Here is a 19342-nt window from a genome sequence, read left to right on the forward strand (position 1 = left end):
CACATTGAACTGGTTGTTAACAAGCTTATTGTCCCATTAATTTTAGTTAAAGAACAGAGTTCACTAACCCTTTTCTTCTCTTAACTAAAACTGGGTTTGCTAAACTGAAACAAACCGAATAAAAACCACCTTCGTCATAAAAATGAACAATAAGACTTCAACAGGGCCACCAGCCAACCTTAATCTAAGAGTATTGCGAATATATAATCTATATCGCACCTTTTTAGGGCTGGTACTTACCCTTAGTGCATTCAGCCCCATCAATACGGTGCTGTTTAACCCTACTAATTTGAAATCACTACAACTATTCGCTGTTGTTTACTTATTCATCAACATCATTGTTCTCATCAGCATACATCACTCGACGTCTTCACCTGTCACTTTTTGTATCTGCTGCACAGATATTTTGCTATTAAGCTTGCTGCTTTCACTGCAGACGTCAAAAAACCTGGCTTTTGGTAATTTAGTTGTCGTATCTGTTGCGGCGGGTAATATTCTTATTCGAGGCAAGCTAGGCCTATCACTTGCTGCTGTTGCCTCACTTTGTATTGTTGTCATTACGTTGTTTCGTAGCACTCAATTAACTATTGGCTTACAAACCCATATTAGTAGTGGTTTATTAGGTATTGTTTATTTTGCTACTGCTTTTTTTATCCAAAGCTTATCCGAGCGATTAAGTCGCAGTGAAGCACTTGCAGAACAGCGCCGAACAGAATTTTTTAATTTACAAAAACTCAATCAGGTTATCATTCAACGAATGCGCACTGGCATTCTTGTAATCAGTCATGATCAATTATTGGTAATGATGAATGAAGCTGCCAAATTATTACTTAACAGTACAGATTATCCAAAAACACTAGAGCAGGCATCACCACAACTCAAACAAGCACTCACACTATGGCAAAACAACCCTAGAGCTCACATTGAACCATTTCAGGCAAACTCAGCAAGCCCAAAGGTAAAAGCAAACTTCACACGACTTCCTGTTAGTGGTCACATCAATACATTAGTCTTTTTAGATGATATATCATTACTTACCCAGCAAGCCCAGCAGCTTAAGCTTGCTTCTTTGGGCCGTCTTACTGCCAGTATCGCTCACGAAATCAGAAACCCACTAGGTGCCATTAGTCACGCAGCACAACTACTTAACGAGTCACCTGATATCACCTCCGCTGATGTTCGTCTGATTGAGATCATCCAAAACCACTCGAAACGAGTGAATAATATTATTGAAAACATTTTACAAGTGGCTAAGCGTAAACAAACACAACCAGAAACATTCTTACTTGAGCCCTGGCTAAAAAAACATTTAAATGAAGAACACTTTACCAATATTCAGTCTCCAGTATTTTATATCCAAAATAACAACACACCGATCGAAGTGGTATTCGACCCGCATCAATTAAGCCAGGTAGTCACCAATCTTTGTCAAAACGGTCTACGCTATAGCTACCTAACCTGTGGTGAAGCCTATATAAAAATCATTACTCATATTAAATCCGATACAGGACAACCTTGTATGGATATTATTGATAAAGGGCCTGGCATCCAAAATGGTCTGGCAGAACAAATTTTTGAGCCTTTTTATACAACTGAAACCACAGGTACAGGCTTAGGACTATATATTTCCAGGGAACTATGTGAAGCTAACCAAGCAAGCCTAGACTTAATCAAAGGGAATCAGAGCGGGTGTTGCTTTAGAATCACTTTTGCTCACCCACAACGCAATCAAAGTTATTTAGAGCATTAATTCGGTAAAAATAAAATAATATTACGAGACTAACATCATGGCAAATCCCTTGGCATTAATAGTTGATGATGAGCCAGATATCAGGGAACTTCTGGAAATCACCCTAGGAAGAATGAAAATTGATACAGAGTCTGCCGCTAGTCTCAACCAAGCATATCAACATTTAAGTCATAAAACGTTTGATCTCTGTTTAACCGATATGAATCTACCTGACGGTAATGGTATCGATCTAGTTAAATATATTCAGCAAAAATACAGTAAAACACCTGTCGCAATGATTACTGCCTACGGTAACATGGACACAGCAATCACCGCTTTAAAAGCCGGGGCATTTGACTTTGTATCAAAACCAGTCGATTTGCAACGACTGCGGGATTTGGTCAGTTCAGCATTAAAGCTTAACAAACCCCATCACGATACTAAGAAAACAACCAGTGAAATTAAACTCCTAGGTGAGTCTAAAGCGATTAAACAATTGCGTAAGCAAGTGATAAAACTAGCTAGAAGCCAGGCTCCAGTTTATATCAGTGGTGAGTCAGGGAGCGGCAAAGAACTAGTAGCCAGGCTCATTCATGATGAAGGTCCTCGAGTAGATGCACCTTTTATCCCCGTTAATTGTGGTGCAATCCCCACAGAGCTAATGGAAAGTGAATTTTTTGGCCATAAAAAAGGGAGCTTTACTGGTGCTGTAAGTGATAAACCAGGTTTATTTCAAGCGGCAGATAATGGCACATTATTTTTAGATGAAGTCGCAGATTTACCAATGTCGATGCAAGTTAAACTCCTAAGGGCAATTCAAGAAAAATCCATCCGTCCAGTAGGCACCGAAACCGAAATTAAAGTAGATGTCAGAATTCTCAGTGCCACTCATGAAGACCTGAGTCAGCTGGTCAATGAGGGGCGTTTCCGCCAAGATTTATTTTATCGGATTAACGTTATTGAATTAAAAGTTCCTCCATTAAGAGAGCGATCAGAAGATATACCTTTACTTTCAGAACACTTTTTACAAAAAATTGCCAGCAGCTGTGACCTTGAGCAACCAAAGCTGTCAAATGAAGCTTTAGCTGCATTAAAAAGCTATCCTTTTCCAGGCAATGTGAGAGAATTACAAAATACTCTGGAAAGAGCATTTACACTTTGTGAAAATGACTTAATTAAAAAAGATGATCTTAGGTTAAGTGATATTGAATCTAATAACCTCTTGAGTGTACAAGATACTTCACTACCTCCCGAAGGGGTTAGTTCATTAGAGGATTATTTAGAGGATCTAGAGCGTAAAGCTATTGTTCAAGCCTTAGAAGAAACTCGCTGGAACAAAACAGCTGCCGCAAAAAAACTTGGTATTACTTTTCGTGCACTTCGCTATCGATTAAAAAAATTAGATTTGGAGTAATACCTATAAAACCTCAATCTTCATTTTTATTAATTGAACATTTAAAATATCACACCTCTCCATCAAGTATTTTTAATCTACCATTCAATACATCGCATTTAGCAATACCTTCAACCTTTTTTTAGCAAAATAGCAACCCACAATAATAAGCAATTAACATTTTCATTTAAAACTCTACCCTTCGAGCAACACAAAAAATAATTCTGTTCAGTGGTTAACAACACAGCTTTTCAAGAATCCTTACACTGCAAAAAAATCAACAGCATTAAAAGGGACTCTAATGAGTAAATTTAAGGATTTATATCAAGCAAATGCAGCAGGTTTCACATTAATTGAATTACTTACAACTATTGCAGTTTTTTCACTGATAATCAGCATTGGCATTCCAACATTGAGCTCAATGATTCATAACTATCAAGCACGCACCACAATGCTGCAACTGCATAGTGCTATTCATTTGACGCGAGATTACGCCATCACCCAACGAGCTTTAGTCACTATTTGTCCAAGTAAAGGCGAGCAGTGTTTACCCCACTGGCAAACAGAAGAAATCATGATCTTTACTGATCCAAATAAAAATGGTCAATTAGATAATGATGAAAAATTATTAAAAATCATACCTATTAATATCAACGGCTATATAAATGTTCGTCTATCATCTCGAAAACAATATTTAAGGTATCATCCAGAAGGATTAGCACGTCCTATTTTTGGCCGTATTACTCTATGCCCTAAAAACCAAGAAACTTACCCTCCAAGACAATTAATTGTCAATTTTGTTGGCAGAGTTCGCCATAACACTCCACCCCGTCAAAGTCGTGACGCCCAAAAAATACTAAACGAGAACTGTTAGTAGTTTTTTTTAACTAAATCACCACTTAGGTTACAAAATATCCTGCTTATCGGTTGATCAGTGTCTATATTAAGCCTGTATGGAGAATGCGTGATAAATTTAATACAGGAGGCCACGCATTATGCAGCGCACCCAAGGTTTTACACTGATCGAACTGATGATCACCATTGCTATAGCTGGAATTATCCTAGCTTTTAGTGCTCCCTGGCTTGGCAACTTTATACAGGATTATCGCTCCTTCTCTGAAACCAATCAGCTTATTAATACCCTTAGCCTAGCTAAGAGTGAAGCAATTAAAAGAAGCACCGAAGTCAGCTTAGAACTCAGTAGAAATACTAATCCAGGCTCTCTCGATGATTGGCGATATAGCTGGTCAATTTACTTAGATGCAAACGCAAATAATACACTTGATGCCGGTGAAAGAATAATTAAAGAAGGTCAAGGTGATCTTGAGCTTTCAATAGCGGATAATCTCACCACCAATACTGGCAACTTACGCTTCAATGCAAAAGGCTTAATTACTGCATCCAATATCAACCAAGATGCTAATGGAAATTTCATATTAAGAGTATGCGACGAACGTAGAGAAGGTACTTCTTTTGAATTAAATCGTATTGGTAGAGCTGAAAAAACCAAGCACAGTAGCAAAAATAGTCCTGCGAACCTTATTCCAGCAACCCAATGCAACTACAGACTTTAAATAATTACCTGGAATCAAAGATGAAATTTCAAGCAATAAACAAACAACAAGGAATTGGTTTAATTGAAGTATTAATTACTATCTTAGTGATAGCAATTGGCCTGCTTGGGTTAGCAGGTATGCAAGCTCAATCAATGAAAAGCACCTATCAATCAGGCCAACGCTCACAAGCTATTTGGATGGCCCAAGAACTCGCAGAAAGAATGAGAGCAAATCCAAGTGCTGTCAGTAATCAACACTATTTAAATGCAATTAATACTGTTCGAGCTGAGATCACTGCCAACCCAGGCTCTGACAAACCTTGCTCCACTCCAAGTCCAGCTTGTAATGCAAGTATTTGCAATGAAGAACAGTTAGCAAGATATGATGTTTGGGAACTTTTTTGTGCAGATACAAGTACCACCCCACTGCCTAGAGTTAATCCCTACCTAGTATGTACACCTGCAAGTTGTGCTGACGGATCAGATCTACACATTACCTTAGAGTGGGAAGAAGCACAAACAAACTTGCAGAGAACAACCAAAACGACTGGAAGCGGTAGTGATAACCCAACAGTTGAATTAATAATTAGATTAGAAGGTTAACCATGCATTTTTATAAACAACAAGGGATGTCACTAATTGAGTTGATGATCGCACTAGTATTAGGTTTACTATTAATCGCTGGTATCTTACAACTTTTTTTAGGAGTCACCCAAACATTTCGCCAAAATGAAACGCTATCTAGAATTCAAGAAAATGGAAGGTTTTCCTTAGACTTTATTGCACAAGATATTAGGTCTGCAGGTTACCAAGAACCAGGCAAGCGTGATGCTATTCCATTTTTTCTTAAAGATTGTTTAAAACCTGGCTCAACAACAGCAAACTTAGCAAACTGTACAAATGATCTATTAACAGTAGAAGGAAATGATCCTGCTAATAATAGCTCAGATAGATTATCTGTATTTTTTGAGCCTACTGATCAATTAGATTGTGCTGGAGCAGATATAAGAGACCCATCGAATACATCAGCCAATCAAACCGTTGTAAATATTTACTTTATAGATGGCGATGACCTCTCCTGTAGTAGTTACAGCCCATCACGAGAAGTCAACATCACAAATAATCAGGCACTATTGAGCGGAGTTCAAAGTATGCAAGTGCTATATGGTGTTCGAGATAGCGATGACAATACTCAATACTTAAGTGCAGACAAAATTGGTTCAGACATGTGGCAAAATATACGAACAGTTAAAATCGGAGTATTAGTCAATTCAGGAGAAGAAAAACCTGCTGTAGGGCCACAAAATACATATAAAGTACTAGGTAAAGAAATCAAACTCAACGGCGGTACGCAACGACACATATATACTACCACTGTTCGAATTAATAATGCTATTTAAAAGGAATTAATATGAATATTAATACTCAACAAGGCTCATCTTTAATTGTAAGTCTAGTGTTATTAACAATATTTACTATTATTGGCTTAGCCGCTATTTCAACTTCATCTCTTGAAGAAACCATGGCTGGAAATACTCAGCGACAGCTAGAAAACTTTCAAGTGGCATTAAGTGAGTTAGATTCACAAATTGTTCGATTACTTGGTGATACAACAGATAAAGACCTTGTCAAAGCAATAGACAAAGCCAATGCCAATAAAACAGGAACGAAAGAGCAAAAGACATATGAGTTTACTGATGCCAGTCAGTACGATCCAAAAAATAAAACTGTTTACGAAAATCAAAGAGGTATACACATAAACTCTAGTGTTCTTTATAACTACAAAACAGCATCAATTGGACCATCTAAAAAGTTTACAAACTCTGCCGATATAAAAGAAGGATATGTTTTGTATCACTTTGATCTAAACGCCAATACAGAGATGGGTGATGCTCCTGGAACAACTGATAGAAATATAATTGCCGCATCTAGGCAAACCTACGGGTTTAGTTATAAAAATAAAAACCAAAACATAGTAGCGGAGGATTAAAAATGAAAACCAACAGCATAATATCTATTATTTTTATTTTATTAATACAACCCGCAACTGCAGAAGATTCTTCTACAGAAGCAGAATTCATAAAATTTAGAAGCAGCAATAATTCTAACTATATTAATGTGGACGTATATGCATGCAGTGAATGCGAGCCATTAACATTAAAACTTAATAAGAGAAAAAAGATCATACTCAACAACAAGAAAGTGAAATCAGAAGCTTTACTCAACTATGATTTCAAAGGTGGTCTAATCATATACTCACCTACTAGTGAAATACTCAATATTACCCCTTATCAAGATTAAGTCTTAGTATAAAGGACAGCTAAAGTGAACAATATTACAAAGATCTCCTTTTCATCAATTATTTTTACCTCAGTATTTTTTCTAAGTAGCCAGCTAAATGCTGACGATACAGAAGTTTTTTTGACTGAAACCAACACTCCTAATGTACTTCTAATCCTAGACTCATCTGGAAGCATGGGATATGCAGTAAATCCTCCAGCTAACTATGCAAGTAACTTTGACTTGAAAGGGCTTGGTGGAAGCCATAGTATTAGTGATGGAAGAACTAGAATAAAAGTCGTCCGAGACGCTGCTGCAGACTTAGTTGCAAATATTAATAATGTTAACTTGGGAATAATGCGCTTTAATACAACCGCTCATGGTGGTTATGTCATTGCTGACTTTACTGAATTAACGGAGGATACAGATGACTCAGTCAGAACTAATTTAATAAATACAATTTATAATGTTGGTGCTCGAAATGGAACACCTCTAGCCGAAACAATGTATGAGGCTTATCGAAAGTTTACAGGCCAAAGCTCAAGGTATAACAGAGGCACACGATATACGTCACCATTTAAAGCCTGTCAATCAAATAGTATTGTTTATTTCACTGATGGCGCACCTTCCGTAGACAATGAGTCAGATTCAGATATCAAGAGTCTCTTACCCAGAGGACGCTGGTCAGTTCCAGTGCAAAATCTTCCAGCAGGCTTTATTAATGATCCAAAGCCAGCAGGAACACCAGCAACACCACAATCACTGCCTCTTTCAAGAAATTGTCGCGGACCAAATAGTGGAGAAAGTGATGCAACCACCCGCTCAGATTGTCTAAAAGAGCTAGCCTGGTATCTTAACAATACTGATTTAAACACCAGTTTATCTGGCACTCAAAATGTAACTACACATACAATTGGTGGATTTGGCCTAAGCTATAATAAAAGTTTGCAAATTATCAGTGCTGCTTTTCACGGTGGGGGTACATTCAGTTCTGCAACAACTCCCCAAGAAATTAAAAAAGCTTTGGCTAGCGCAGTACAAACTGCAGCAGCGCAAGGAAGCACAATGGCTCCTCCATCAGTACCCGTTAGCTCATTTAATGTATTATCGCTTACCAAAGACTTATATTATCCTTTATTTAAACCTAAAGCAGGCCCAAACTGGCCGGGAAATCTAAAACATTACAAATTTAATGATGACGGTGATATTGTTGATGCGAATAATAATCCAGCTATAGACAGCGGCTTTTTTAAATCAACATCAAAAAGCTATTGGAGCAAAACGACAGATGGAGATGATGTCGAAAAAGGTGGCGCTCTGGACCAGCTTTCCAGTACACGTAATTTATTTACATTTACTGAAGACTCAACTACCACACCACCAACTATTACAGATATCAATCTTAGTACATCAATAGACTATGCGGCTTTTGGGCTAGCTGGATCTGGATCTCCTCAGGCAGAAAGGGATGAATTAATTAACTGGGTCAAGGGAGTTATTGGAGACCCACTTCATTCTGGATTACAAGTTGTAACTTACCATAAAGATAACTCTAACCCTAACAATAAAAAGCTGGATGCTACCGCATTTTTTGGAACAAATCTTGGCTTTCTCCATGCTTTTAATGTATCAACAACTGAAGTCACAAGCTCTAGCGGAACTACTGAAACTCGAGAAACCACTGACAGCGGAAAAGAACAGTTTGCGTATATCCCTCAACAACTGGTAAAAAACATTAAAACTTACAAAGACAATATTGATTATAAACAAAAAACTGCACTAAAAGTATACGGACTAGATGGTCCTATAGATGTATGGGTTAACGACAAAAATCGCAATGGTAATATTCTGACTAGCAGTGGATTAAATAGCTCTGCAGAGTCAGGTGAGCATGTTTATCTTTATGCAGGTATGCGACGGGGGGGACGTACTTTATTTGCATTTGATGTTACAAAAAGAAACCAACCTAAACTGCTTTGGAAAAAAACTCATACAGATACTGACTATAAAGAGCTAGGATATACATGGTCTAAGCCGAAAGTAATGAAAATTCGCTGGGGCTCTGGTACTAAAGTAGTACTGATTTTCGGGGGAGGGTATGTTGAAAATAATACGTCTCGAGACATTAAAGGTAACACCAGTGAAAGCACAACAGGGCGTGCCATTTATATTGCTGATGCCAAAACTGGCGATATACTCTGGTGGGCATCATCAGATGCTAGCGCAAATCTTACCTTAGCAGAGATGAAATACAGTATTCCTGGTGAAATATCCGGTATAGATGTAAATGGAGATGATTTGGTAGATAAACTATTTGCCTCTGATATTGGTGGTCAAATTTGGCGTTTTGATATTCCACTAGATAAAAGCACTAATGTTGACTCTTCATCAATTAAGGGAGGAAGAATAGCCAACTTTGGTAGCTCTATAGCAGCAGATGCAAAGCGCTTTTTTGAAATGCCAGATGTTTCTTTTGTTCAAGAGCGTGGAAAGCAAACCTATTTTATTATTGCAATTGGATCAGGTAATAGAGCATTCCCTAAATCTGATAGTTCTATTAATGATCGCTTTTATGTAATTAAAAACTACGATGTTTTTTCTGTACCAAACAGCTATACAACAATAACAGAGTCTGACTTATACAATGCCACAAGCAATACCATTGGCACAGCAATAGGACAAGCAAAAATTAGCGCAACAAATGAGCTCAATAGTAAAAAAGGGTGGTATATAGATTTAAACTTTTCACATGGTGAAAAATCTCTAAGTAGATCTACGACGTTTGAAGGGATCTTAATGTTTACTACCTATTCCCCCCCCTCCAATCTTGGTATTGATACAACCTCCTGCTCAGGCTACACCGGTGACAATAGACTATATCTACTCAATATTTTAGATGGTACGTCTTTTCTAAGTGCATCCGATGCTACAGGTCTTAATACAGAAACTAAAAATGGTCGAATTATTGTAAAATTAGATTCTGGAGGTATTCCTCCAACCCCATTTGTTTATCCAAAAAGTAATGAAGCAGGAAAAGGTAAAATTATTGTTGGCACCGAAGATGTGACAAAACTACCTATTGGAGACAGAATCACTAAGACCTTCTGGCGAGATAATAAAAATAATTAATATAAAAAAGGCAGCTTCCGCTGCCTTTTTTATTGCTTCAAAATCAACAGAATCAAATCTGCTTAACCCTTAATTCTTTAGGCATTGAAAACACGACATTTTCTTCACAGCCATGAAGCTCTTCTGGAGCATCAGCACCTAACTGTTGTAATCGGTTGATAACCTTTTTAACCAAAACCTCTGGTGCTGATGCTCCAGCGGTTAAGCCTATATTACTGGTATTTTTCAGCCATTCTGCTTGAATTTCATCTTCGTTATCGATGAGATAAGCCGTAGCACCTATCCGCTCAGCCAACTCTCGCAAACGATTAGAATTTGAGCTGTTTGGAGAACCGACAACTAACACTAAATCACACTGAGCAGCTAAGTCTTTAACCGCATCCTGCCGGTTTTGGGTTGCGTAACAGATGTCATCTTTTCGAGGCCCTTGAATTTTTGGGAAATGGACTCTCAACGCATCAATGACTTTTGCCGTATCGTCCATTGATAAAGTGGTTTGAGTGACATAGGCCAGCTTTTCTGGATTTTGTACTTCTAGCTTGGCAACATCCGCTTCATTTTCAACTAAATAAATATTGCCGTCATAACTGTAGTCAAACTGCCCCATGGTACCTTCAACTTCCGGGTGGCCATTGTGACCGATCAGCACACACTCCATGCCGTCACGACTATAACGAGCTACTTCCATATGAACTTTGGTGACTAATGGACAAGTCGCATCAAATACTTTTAAGCCTCGTTCCTGCGCTTCATTTTGTACCGCTTTTGAAACACCATGGGCACTAAAAATAACAATCACATCATCAGGCACCTCATGAAGCTCATCGACAAATATCGCCCCTCTTTGCTTGAGGTTTTCGACAACGAACTTGTTATGGACTACTTCATGACGGACATAAATAGGTGGGCCAAAAATATCCAGTGCTCGATTGACGATTTCAATTGCACGATCAACCCCAGCACAAAAACCTCGTGGATTAGCTAATTTAATTTTCATTAGCGGCCCTCCTGATCAACCACCTGGTTTACTTCATTTGCTGGCTCAACAGCTATTACTTTCACCTCAAAATTAAGGGTTTGTCCAGCTAAGGGATGATTAAAATCTATTTCAACCATTTCATCATCAAATGACTTCACCACACCAGGCAGTTCAGCTTTATTAGCATCAGCAAAAGACAACACTAAACCTGGTGATAGTTCCATATCAGAATCAAAAGACTTACGCGCAATCCGCTGAATATTATTGGGGTTTGGCATACCAAACGCATACTCGGGAGTTAACACCAACTCTTTATGATCCCCTGCCTGAAGTCCAAAAATGGTTTGCTCAAAATTTTCAGGTAAATTGCCATCCCCTACTACAAATGTGGCAGGCTGTTTGTCAAACGTTGAGTCAACGACCGCACCATCAGCTAGCTTCAAAGCAAAGTGCATGGTTACCTGACAGTTGAGACCTATGGCTAATGAAGTCATAAGATTGATTTCCTACTTCTGCTGTGGCTTTCTAAACATATCAATAATAAGCATTACCGCCCCAATACTGATTGCTGTGTCTGCAATATTAAAAGCGGGAAAATAGTTATCTTGGTAATGTAATAAAAGAAAATCGACCACATGGCCCAACACAACTCTGTCATATAAGTTACCTAGCGCACCACCCAAAATAAGCGCTAAAGCAATAGCCTGCCAACGCTCGTATTCCTTCAGTTTTTTAAGCCATAATACTAAAAAGACACTCACCGCAATGGCAATAATACTAAAGAACCAACGCTGCCAACCACCTGCATCACTTAAAAAGCTAAAGGCTGCACCTGTGTTATAGGCCAAGGTAAAACCAAATACAGGTAAAATTGGCACTAGCTCGCGGAACTGCAGCACATCAACAGCAACAGCTTTAGTCACCTGGTCAAGAATGATGACCAATACAGAAATCCATAACCATTTCAACATAGTTTCTTCTACACCTATATACCCTTCACTTTAGGTATAATTCCAATAACAAAAAGCCACCCTACATTAACTGTTAGAGTGGCTTTATTTCATTAATACTTACAACCAAATTTCTCTTGGTTATGCATATAAGCGTTTTTCTCCTGCTCCTGCCACATTCTCAACGCAGCGACCACACAGCTCTGTATGTTCAGTATGTTGCCCTACATCCTCACGGCGATGCCAGCAGCGTACACATTTTTCATGACTTAAGCTGTGCACGGATACCTTTAAGCCCTCTACTTCAGTATCAGTTGCACTGTCATCTGCCTCACTTAATGGTTTAACCTCTGCTTGTGAGGTAATTAAAACAAACCGCAATTCATCACTTAAGGCAGTCAGCACTGGTTGCAACTTATCTGAAGCGTACAGAGTAACGGCCGCTTCTAAAGAGCCACCCATCTTTCCTTCATTTCTGGCAGCCTCTAATGCTTTGTTCACAGCAGTCTTCACTTGTAACACCTGCTGCCAATAATTTCTATCCATAATCGAAGACTCAGGCAGTTGCTCCAATTTGTCGTACCAAGTCGTTAGCTGGACAGACTCGGTCCGCTCGCCTGGAATCACTTGCCAGACTTCTTCTGCGGTAAAGCTAAGAATTGGCGCAACCCAGCGGCTGAATGCTTCAATAATATGATATAGCGCCGTTTGTGCACTGCGACGGGCTAAGCTGTCGGCCTGAGTGGTGTACTGCCGATCTTTAATAATATCAAGATAAAAGCCGCCCATATCCAGAGAACAGAAATTATGGACTTTTTGATAAATCTGAATTAATTCATAGCGGTCATAGGCTGCAACAATTTCTTGTTGTAATTGATAAGCCCTATCAACAGCCCATTGATCTAAAGCCAGCATTTCATTAAATGGCACTAAGTGTTCAGCTGGTTCAAACCCATTCAAATTAGACAACAGGAAACGTGCTGTATTACGAATACGACGATAGGCGTCTGCTGTGCGCTTTAAAATTTCGTCAGAAACGGACATTTCAGAGCTATAGTCCGTGGCAGCCACCCATAACCGTAAAATATCAGCACCTAAGCTGTTAACCACTTCTTGTGGTGCAACCACATTACCCACCGACTTAGACATTTTGCGGCCTTGTGCATCCACGGTAAAACCATGGGTTAATACCGCTTTATAGGGTGCTTCGCCGCGAGTGGCAATGGCTGTTTTCAGCGATGACTGGAACCAACCACGATGCTGGTCAGAGCCTTCCAAATACAAATCAGCAGGGAACTGCAGTTCTTCACGTTGCTCCAGTACTGCCGCATGAGTAACACCTGAATCAAACCAAACGTCTAAAGTGTCGGTCACTTTGGTATATTGATCTGCTTCATCACCAAGCAGCTCTTCTGCATCTAATGCAAACCAGGCGTCGATACCTTTTTCCTCAACCTTTTTAGCAACAGCTTCAATCAACTCAGCGGTATTTGGATGTAACTCTTGGGTTTCTTTGTTAATAAATAATGCAATGGGTACCCCCCAAGTGCGCTGACGGGAAATACACCAGTCAGGGCTACTTTCCAGCATAGCTTCGATACGGTTTTGCCCCCAGGCTGGTGTCCACTGCACTTTTTTCACAGCAGCTTCAGCCTGCTCTAATAGCCCTTGCTGCTCCATGCTAACAAACCACTGTGGCGTCGCCCGGAAAATTAGTGGCGTTTTCGTCCGCCAGCAATGTGGATAGCTGTGAGTAATTTTGCTTTGACGAACCAGCTTGCCTTGCTCTTCTAAAACAGCAACGATTTTCTCATCAACTTTATAAACATGCTCGCCCGCAAATAGCTCGGTACTTTCCCGGTAAACCCCACCATCATCGATCAGGTTCAAAGTACCAAGGCCATACTGATTACCGACATTAAAGTCATCCACACCATGATCAGGTGCCGTATGAACAGCGCCAGTACCAGCATCCGTCGTTACGTGCTCACCTAAAATCACAGGCACTTGCTTGTTATAAAACGGGTGTTGTAGGGCTAAGTGATCTAAATCGCTTCCCTTGCAAGTAGCCAGCACTTCATAAGCGGTTACCTCATAGCGCTGCATGATGTCTTCCACCATATCAGCAGCCAAAACAACCCGCTCAGCACCTTGACCAAGATCAACTTGCACTAGTGCATAATTCAACTCTTTGTGTACAGCAACGGCTTGGTTAGCTGGCAGCGTCCAGGGCGTAGTAGTCCAGATAATCACACTGACAGGACCAGCTCCCTTACCTGTAGCATCAAAGTGATTTAATACAGCTGCATGATCAACAACACTAAAACGCACATCAATTGAAAATGACGTTTTATCCTGATACTCCACTTCCGCTTCTGCCAGGGCGGAACCACCGACCACACTCCAATAAACAGGCTTATAGCCTTTATGCAAATGACCATTTTTAGCGATACGGCCCAAGGCTCGAATAATATCTGCCTCAAACTGATAATTCATAGTGAGGTATGGGTTTTCCCAATCCCCTAATACGCCTAAGCGAATAAAGTCTTTCTTTTGTCCAGCCACTTGCTTGGACGCATATTTACGACATTCTTTTCTAAATGCAGGGTAATCAACTTTGCTCCCTGCTTTACCAATTTTTTTCTCAACATTATGTTCAATGGGCAGGCCATGACAGTCCCAGCCAGGAACATAAGGTGCATCGTAACCACTTAAGGTTTTCGATTTAACAATAATGTCTTTTAATATTTTGTTAACAGCATGCCCAATGTGAATATCACCATTAGCATAAGGAGGGCCATCATGAAGAATGAATTTTTCCCGGCCTTTACTAATGTTTCGAATTTGCTGGTAAAGACCCATTTTGTTCCAACGAGTGAGCATTTGTGGCTCACGCTGAGCCAAGTTAGCTTTCATAGGAAAGCTGGTTTTGGGTAAGTTTAATGTCGATTTATAATCTGTCATGATGGTTAATACCAAACGCTCTGTTAACAAACACTCCTTCACGAATACTTTTAGTGCCGGAGACCAATAACTAGTCCCCCTAAAATGCCTTCGCTTTGGTTATGATACTATAATTGGGCAATTAAAAGATTGCGGGCAATGCTTATATCCTGCTGAATCGCCGCTTGCAACTCAGACAAGCCACTAAACGCTTTTTCATCTCTGATTTTCTGCAGAAACTCAACTGCCATTCGCTGACCGTACAAATTTCCTTGAAAGTCGAATAAGTGTACTTCCAATGATGGCTGGCGGCCATTAATTGTGGGACGAATGCCTAAATTAGCCACGCCATTAAAGCGCTGCTCACCAATGACAGCTTTAATGGCAAACACACCACTACAAGGCAACTGAAGACGATTGAGTTTTATATTTGCAGTAGGCACACCCAACTGGCGACCAAGTTTTTGGCCATGAATGACCTTACCACAAATCTGAAAAGGACGGCCTAGCAAGCGTTCAACCTGCTGAAACTCACCAGCAAAAGCAAGCTTTCTAATCCGGGTACTGCTAATTCTTTCCCCATCACCAGTAGTTACTGTTTCCGTTGGCTTCACTACAAAACCACAATATTGCCCGGCCTCAGTTAATTTCTTGAAGTCACCACTACGATCACAGCCAAACCGAAAATCATCACCCACGACCAAATGCTTAACCTGGAGCCCTTTCACCAGCACCTGGTCGATAAACTGATCTGCCGACAACTGCTGTAATTTTTGATCAAAATACAAACACACCAATTGATCGATACCCAATTTGGCAAAACAGTGATACTTTTCAGCAAAGCTAGTGAGTCGACCAGGCGCCTGCTGTGGAGTTAAATATTCTCTCGGTTGTGGCTCAAAAGTAATGACGGTAACAGGTAATGAGCGTTGCTTAGCTTCGGCCTGTAAGCTGGCTAAAATACGCTGATGGCCTCGATGGACACCATCGAAATTGCCAATTGTGGCAACACAGCCTTGATGTTCCGGCTTTAAGTTGTGAAGACCACGAATTAAGCGCATGTAAAATCCTAATCTAGTGAATTTAACGAAACGGCTGATTATATCGCAGCTATAACCAGAAAACACCCAAAGTCACTGGTTAGTATTTAAAAACAAATGGTGTTGAGTTTAATGCTTAAACTGTCGTGGACGAATCCCAACCAGTAATAACACTAAAGCGTAAACCAACACCCCAGCTCCAACCAAAACTGCCACAGACACTGCTCTATCAAACCAACTCCAGTCCAACCATTGCTCAACAGGGGCTACCAGGTAAAAAATGAGCCCTCCCATTACACCATTAGCTAGCAACAGCTGAACTAAGTATTTAAGCCAGCCTGGTTGCAATTGAAATACTTGAGAACGATAAAGACCCAAAAATAACAACCCCGCATTAAAAAAGGCCGATAATGAAGTCGCTAAGGCTAGTCCAGTATGCTTAAGGGGATAAACCAAGATTAAATTAAATACCATATTGGCAATCATGGCTTTTATAGCAATGCCTACTGGTGTTTTAGTATCTTGCCGGGCGTAATAGCCAGGCGCTAACACCTTAATCAACATAAATGCCAACAGCCCAGATGCATAAGCTCTTAAGCTTAACGATGCCATATACACATCATTATCAGTCATTTGACCATGATGAAACAACGTAGCAAGCAGTGGCTCAGCCAATATAAATAAAGCGACAGCAGAAGGTAGGCCAATCAGCAACACCATCCTCACCGCCCAATCCAGGGTTTTAGCAAACGCTTCTTTTGAATCAGCCGCATGCTTATGGGATAAACTGGGTAAAATGACGGTAGCGATCGCAATACCAAAAATACCTAAGGGTAGTTCTGAGAGCCGGTCTGAATAATACAGCCAGGAAACGCTACCACTCACCAAAAAAGAAGCCAGTACAGTATCAAGTAATAGGTTTATCTGACTCACTGACACGCCAAACAAAGCGGGCAGCATCAGCTTCATGATACGTTTTACCCCCTCATGCTTTGCTCCCCAGCGAGGCCCTGGCAAGCAGTGAATGTTAGCCAAAAATGGCAACTGAAAAACCAGTTGAACAACGCCCGCAATCACCACCCCCCAAGCTAATGCCATCACCGGCACATCCAAGTAAGGGCTTAAAAAAATGGCACAACCAATTAATGAAATATTCAATAAGACTGGCGTAAAAGCCGGTACAGCAAACCGACCAAAGCTATTTAGTACTGAGCCGGCAAAAGCCGTTAGTGATATCAGCAGTAAATAGGGAAACGTCAGGCGTAATAACTCCCCCGCCAATGCCATTTTTTCTGGCATATCATGAAAGCCAGGCGCAAACAGCATGACCAGCCAAGGGGCTAATAGCACACCCACTAGAGTGGTTAGCATTAAAATCGTTGCCAGAGTCCCTGCGGTACTGGCGATTAACAACTGCACCTCAGCAAAACTGCGCTTGGTTTTATACTCTGAAAGCACTGGGACAAACGCTTGTGAAAAAGCCCCTTCTGCAAATAACCGACGCAAAAAGTTAGGGATTTTAAATGCCACAAAAAAAGCATCTGCTTCAGCTTTTGCACCAAAATAATTGGCAATTACAATATCTCTTGCTAATCCCAGCACTCTGGAAAGCATGGTCATTACACCGACCAATAAGCTGGATTTTAATAACCCCTTAGGCTTACTGGTGGGTTGTTCAACTGAATTATCTGACATATCAAAACCTAAGCCAGTGGAAACCGGAGGCGTATTATACGCTGATTAGTATAATGATGAGCTAGCTTATCGTTATACAATGGCTATAGTGATCACAGGTAGTCGCCACTTATTAGGACAAATATTGACAAGTGCCTTGCAAATAGGCATAGTGGCGCGTCTTTAATTTAGTGCATATAGAATTCGAGGACCAAGACGGTGGCAAACTCTCCCTCTGCAAAAAAACGTGCGCGCCAGGCTGAATCACGTCGTCAACACAATGCCAGCCTGCGCTCATACGTTCGTACAGTCATTAAAAAGGTTGTTGCTGCAATTGAAGCAAAAGACCTAGAGCAAGCTCAAGCAGCTTACACTGCTGCTGTACCTGTTATCGACAGAATGGCCGACAAAGGCATTATTCATAAAAACAAAGCTGCTCGTCATAAAAGCCGCCTGAATGCTAAAATTAAAGCATTAGCTGCTTAAGACTAAAGTGAATGCAAAAAAACCGGCAAATGCCGGTTTTTTTATTTTTGGCACTTAGACTAGCACCAAATTATCTCTATGAATTAACTCAGGCTCATCCACATAACCTAAAATGGCCTGAATTTGATGACTGGGCTTACCCACAACTTTTGCCGCTTCAAGAGCATTATAATTAACTAATCCTCGGGCAATTTCCTGCTGATTTTCATCAACACAAGCCACCATTTCTCCCCGTTGAAACTCGCCTGAAACTGCTTTTACTCCAACAGGTAGCAAACTACGGCCTTCCTGGCGTAACACTCGAACCGCACCCTGGTCTAACACCAGTTGACCCTTGGTTCTTAAATGCCCTGCTAGCCACTGCTTTCGTGCAACTAGTCGCTCATGTTCAGGCAGCAGCAACGTACCTAACGACTCAGCTTGCTGTAAGCGTGCTAACACACTGGCTTCACGCCCTCCAACAATTACAGTAGCCGCACCAGAGCGAGCAGCTAGTCTTGCAGCTCTCAGCTTGGTAGCCATTCCACCACGCCCCAGCTGCCCACTGCCACCAGAGGCCATCAAATCCAGTTTAGGATCACTGGCCATTACTTCAGAAACTAGCTCAGCAGTGGGATCTTGGCGCGGATCTGCCGTCATTAGCCCCTGCTGATCAGTCATGATCACCAGCACATCTGCTTCAATCAGATTAGCAACTAACGCCCCTAGGGTATCGTTGTCACCAAAGCGAATTTCATCTGTCACCACCGTGTCATTCTCATTAACCACAGGAATAACACCCAGCCCCAGTAAAGATCTAAGCGTGCTTCTGGCATTGAGATAGCGTTGCCGATCAGATAAATCAGCATGCGTCAGCAACACCTGGGCAGTGGTCATACCATGGGTGTTAAAGTGGCTTTCATAGGCTTGCACCAAACCCATTTGCCCTACTGCCGCAGCCGCTTGTAACTCGTGAATAGCACTCGGTCGTGCTGTCCAGCCTAAGCGAGACATTCCCGCTGCGACAGAGCCAGATGAAACTAAAACAATTTCATGACCTAGCCGACTCAACTCAGCTATTTGATCAACCCAGCCAGCCATTGATTGGGTATCAAGCCGCTTGCCATTATCGGTTAATAACGCACTGCCAATTTTTATCACCCAGCGCTTTGCCTGGGTTAACAACTGTCGCTTACTCATTTTCT

17 protein-coding genes are annotated in these 19342 nt (G+C 40.8%); 10 read left to right on the top strand and 7 right to left on the bottom strand.

The genetic code is table 11. The features are described from left to right. The first annotated feature begins 142 nt into the window (after positions 1–142). The 9 genes from ORQ98_RS00985 to ORQ98_RS01025 all read left to right on the top strand — a co-directional run bounded on the left by ORQ98_RS00985 (position 143) and on the right by ORQ98_RS01025 (position 10086). Positions 143–1750, top strand: a complete 1608-nt coding sequence (locus ORQ98_RS00985) for a sensor histidine kinase (RefSeq protein WP_274686901.1) — start codon at positions 143–145, stop codon at positions 1748–1750. 37 nt (positions 1751–1787) lie between these two features. Continuing rightward, entirely contained in the window at positions 1788–3143 is a 1356-nt protein-coding gene (locus ORQ98_RS00990) for a sigma-54-dependent transcriptional regulator (protein ID WP_274686902.1), read from the top strand. 280 nt (positions 3144–3423) lie between these two features. Beyond that, a complete protein-coding gene (locus tag ORQ98_RS00995) occupies positions 3424–3996 on the top strand; it encodes a GspH/FimT family pseudopilin (RefSeq protein ID WP_274686903.1) in 573 nt (190 codons plus the stop codon). 121 nt (positions 3997–4117) lie between these two features. Continuing rightward, positions 4118–4696 (top strand): GspH/FimT family pseudopilin, encoded by a 579-nt coding sequence (locus ORQ98_RS01000; protein ID WP_274686904.1) that lies wholly within the window; start codon positions 4118–4120, stop codon positions 4694–4696. A 20-nt stretch (positions 4697–4716) separates the two neighbouring features. Continuing rightward, positions 4717–5280: a type IV pilus modification protein PilV gene (gene pilV / locus ORQ98_RS01005; RefSeq protein WP_274686905.1), complete on the top strand. Its 564-nt coding sequence runs from the start codon at positions 4717–4719 to the stop codon at positions 5278–5280. A gap of 2 nt (positions 5281–5282) precedes the next feature. Next, positions 5283–6077 (top strand): PilW family protein, encoded by a 795-nt coding sequence (locus tag ORQ98_RS01010; RefSeq protein WP_274686906.1) that lies wholly within the window; start codon positions 5283–5285, stop codon positions 6075–6077. Between the two features lie 11 nt (positions 6078–6088). Next, entirely contained in the window at positions 6089–6667 is a 579-nt protein-coding gene (locus ORQ98_RS01015; RefSeq protein ID WP_274686907.1) for a pilus assembly PilX family protein, read from the top strand. A 2-nt stretch (positions 6668–6669) separates the two neighbouring features. Continuing rightward, entirely contained in the window at positions 6670–6978 is a 309-nt protein-coding gene (locus tag ORQ98_RS01020) for a hypothetical protein (protein WP_274686908.1), read from the top strand. 24 nt (positions 6979–7002) lie between these two features. Then, complete coding sequence (locus ORQ98_RS01025; protein ID WP_274686909.1) at positions 7003–10086, top strand: pilus assembly protein; 3084 nt, start codon at positions 7003–7005, stop codon at positions 10084–10086. Positions 10087–10138: 52 nt separating this feature from the next. Here ORQ98_RS01025 and ispH read toward each other — a convergent pair whose 3' ends face one another. The 6 genes from ispH to murJ form a co-directional block, all read right to left on the bottom strand. After that, the gene (ispH, locus tag ORQ98_RS01030) at positions 10139–11083 is read right to left on the bottom strand and encodes a 4-hydroxy-3-methylbut-2-enyl diphosphate reductase (protein WP_274686910.1); all 945 of its coding nucleotides are present in this window, start codon (positions 11081–11083) and stop codon (positions 10139–10141) included. Further along, positions 11083–11559: an FKBP-type peptidyl-prolyl cis-trans isomerase gene (gene fkpB / locus ORQ98_RS01035; RefSeq protein ID WP_274686911.1), complete on the bottom strand. Its 477-nt coding sequence runs from the start codon at positions 11557–11559 to the stop codon at positions 11083–11085. Before fkpB ends, ispH begins: the two co-directional genes overlap by 1 nt. A gap of 12 nt (positions 11560–11571) precedes the next feature. Continuing rightward, complete coding sequence (gene lspA, locus ORQ98_RS01040; RefSeq protein ID WP_274686912.1) at positions 11572–12036, bottom strand: signal peptidase II; 465 nt, start codon at positions 12034–12036, stop codon at positions 11572–11574. A gap of 120 nt (positions 12037–12156) precedes the next feature. Next, on the bottom strand, positions 12157–14979 hold the full coding sequence (ileS, locus tag ORQ98_RS01045; protein WP_274686913.1) for an isoleucine--tRNA ligase: 2823 nt from the start codon (positions 14977–14979) through the stop codon (positions 12157–12159). A 107-nt stretch (positions 14980–15086) separates the two neighbouring features. Continuing rightward, positions 15087–16019, bottom strand: coding sequence for a bifunctional riboflavin kinase/FAD synthetase (gene ribF, locus ORQ98_RS01050; protein WP_274686914.1), 933 nt, complete (start codon positions 16017–16019; stop codon positions 15087–15089). A 108-nt stretch (positions 16020–16127) separates the two neighbouring features. Beyond that, complete coding sequence (gene murJ, locus ORQ98_RS01055) at positions 16128–17693, bottom strand: murein biosynthesis integral membrane protein MurJ (RefSeq protein WP_274686915.1); 1566 nt, start codon at positions 17691–17693, stop codon at positions 16128–16130. A 198-nt stretch (positions 17694–17891) separates the two neighbouring features. Between murJ and rpsT the strand changes: the two genes are divergently transcribed. Further along, on the top strand, positions 17892–18158 hold the full coding sequence (rpsT, locus tag ORQ98_RS01060; protein ID WP_274686916.1) for a 30S ribosomal protein S20: 267 nt from the start codon (positions 17892–17894) through the stop codon (positions 18156–18158). Between the two features lie 54 nt (positions 18159–18212). On the opposite strand, the gene proB is transcribed toward rpsT, so the two are convergent. Then, positions 18213–19337 carry a glutamate 5-kinase gene (gene proB, locus ORQ98_RS01065; RefSeq protein ID WP_274686917.1) on the bottom strand — a complete coding sequence of 375 codons (1125 nt, stop codon included), beginning with the start codon at positions 19335–19337 and terminating at the stop codon, positions 18213–18215. Between the last annotated feature and the right edge of the window lie 5 nt (positions 19338–19342).

Origin of the sequence: Spartinivicinus poritis (genome assembly GCF_028858535.1) — a bacterium.
Classification (GTDB): domain Bacteria; phylum Pseudomonadota; class Gammaproteobacteria; order Pseudomonadales; family Zooshikellaceae; genus Spartinivicinus; species Spartinivicinus poritis.

What these genes read in the sequence shown, in the direction of transcription:
- ORQ98_RS01000 (WP_274686904.1), top strand. Translation starts at nt 4,118, where the DNA reads ATGCAGCGCACCCAAGGTTTTACACTGATCGAACTGATGATCACCATT.
- murJ (WP_274686915.1), bottom strand. Translation starts at nt 17,693, where the DNA reads ATGTCAGATAATTCAGTTGAACAACCCACCAGTAAGCCTAAGGGGTTA.
- ispH (WP_274686910.1), bottom strand. Translation starts at nt 11,083, where the DNA reads ATGAAAATTAAATTAGCTAATCCACGAGGTTTTTGTGCTGGGGTTGAT.
- ORQ98_RS00985 (WP_274686901.1), top strand. Translation starts at nt 143, where the DNA reads ATGAACAATAAGACTTCAACAGGGCCACCAGCCAACCTTAATCTAAGA.
- lspA (WP_274686912.1), bottom strand. Translation starts at nt 12,036, where the DNA reads ATGTTGAAATGGTTATGGATTTCTGTATTGGTCATCATTCTTGACCAG.
- ORQ98_RS01020 (WP_274686908.1), top strand. Translation starts at nt 6,670, where the DNA reads ATGAAAACCAACAGCATAATATCTATTATTTTTATTTTATTAATACAA.
- ORQ98_RS01010 (WP_274686906.1), top strand. Translation starts at nt 5,283, where the DNA reads ATGCATTTTTATAAACAACAAGGGATGTCACTAATTGAGTTGATGATC.
- pilV (WP_274686905.1), top strand. Translation starts at nt 4,717, where the DNA reads ATGAAATTTCAAGCAATAAACAAACAACAAGGAATTGGTTTAATTGAA.
- ORQ98_RS00995 (WP_274686903.1), top strand. Translation starts at nt 3,424, where the DNA reads ATGAGTAAATTTAAGGATTTATATCAAGCAAATGCAGCAGGTTTCACA.
- ileS (WP_274686913.1), bottom strand. Translation starts at nt 14,979, where the DNA reads ATGACAGATTATAAATCGACATTAAACTTACCCAAAACCAGCTTTCCT.
- proB (WP_274686917.1), bottom strand. Translation starts at nt 19,337, where the DNA reads ATGAGTAAGCGACAGTTGTTAACCCAGGCAAAGCGCTGGGTGATAAAA.
- ribF (WP_274686914.1), bottom strand. Translation starts at nt 16,019, where the DNA reads ATGCGCTTAATTCGTGGTCTTCACAACTTAAAGCCGGAACATCAAGGC.
- ORQ98_RS01015 (WP_274686907.1), top strand. Translation starts at nt 6,089, where the DNA reads ATGAATATTAATACTCAACAAGGCTCATCTTTAATTGTAAGTCTAGTG.
- fkpB (WP_274686911.1), bottom strand. Translation starts at nt 11,559, where the DNA reads ATGACTTCATTAGCCATAGGTCTCAACTGTCAGGTAACCATGCACTTT.
- ORQ98_RS00990 (WP_274686902.1), top strand. Translation starts at nt 1,788, where the DNA reads ATGGCAAATCCCTTGGCATTAATAGTTGATGATGAGCCAGATATCAGG.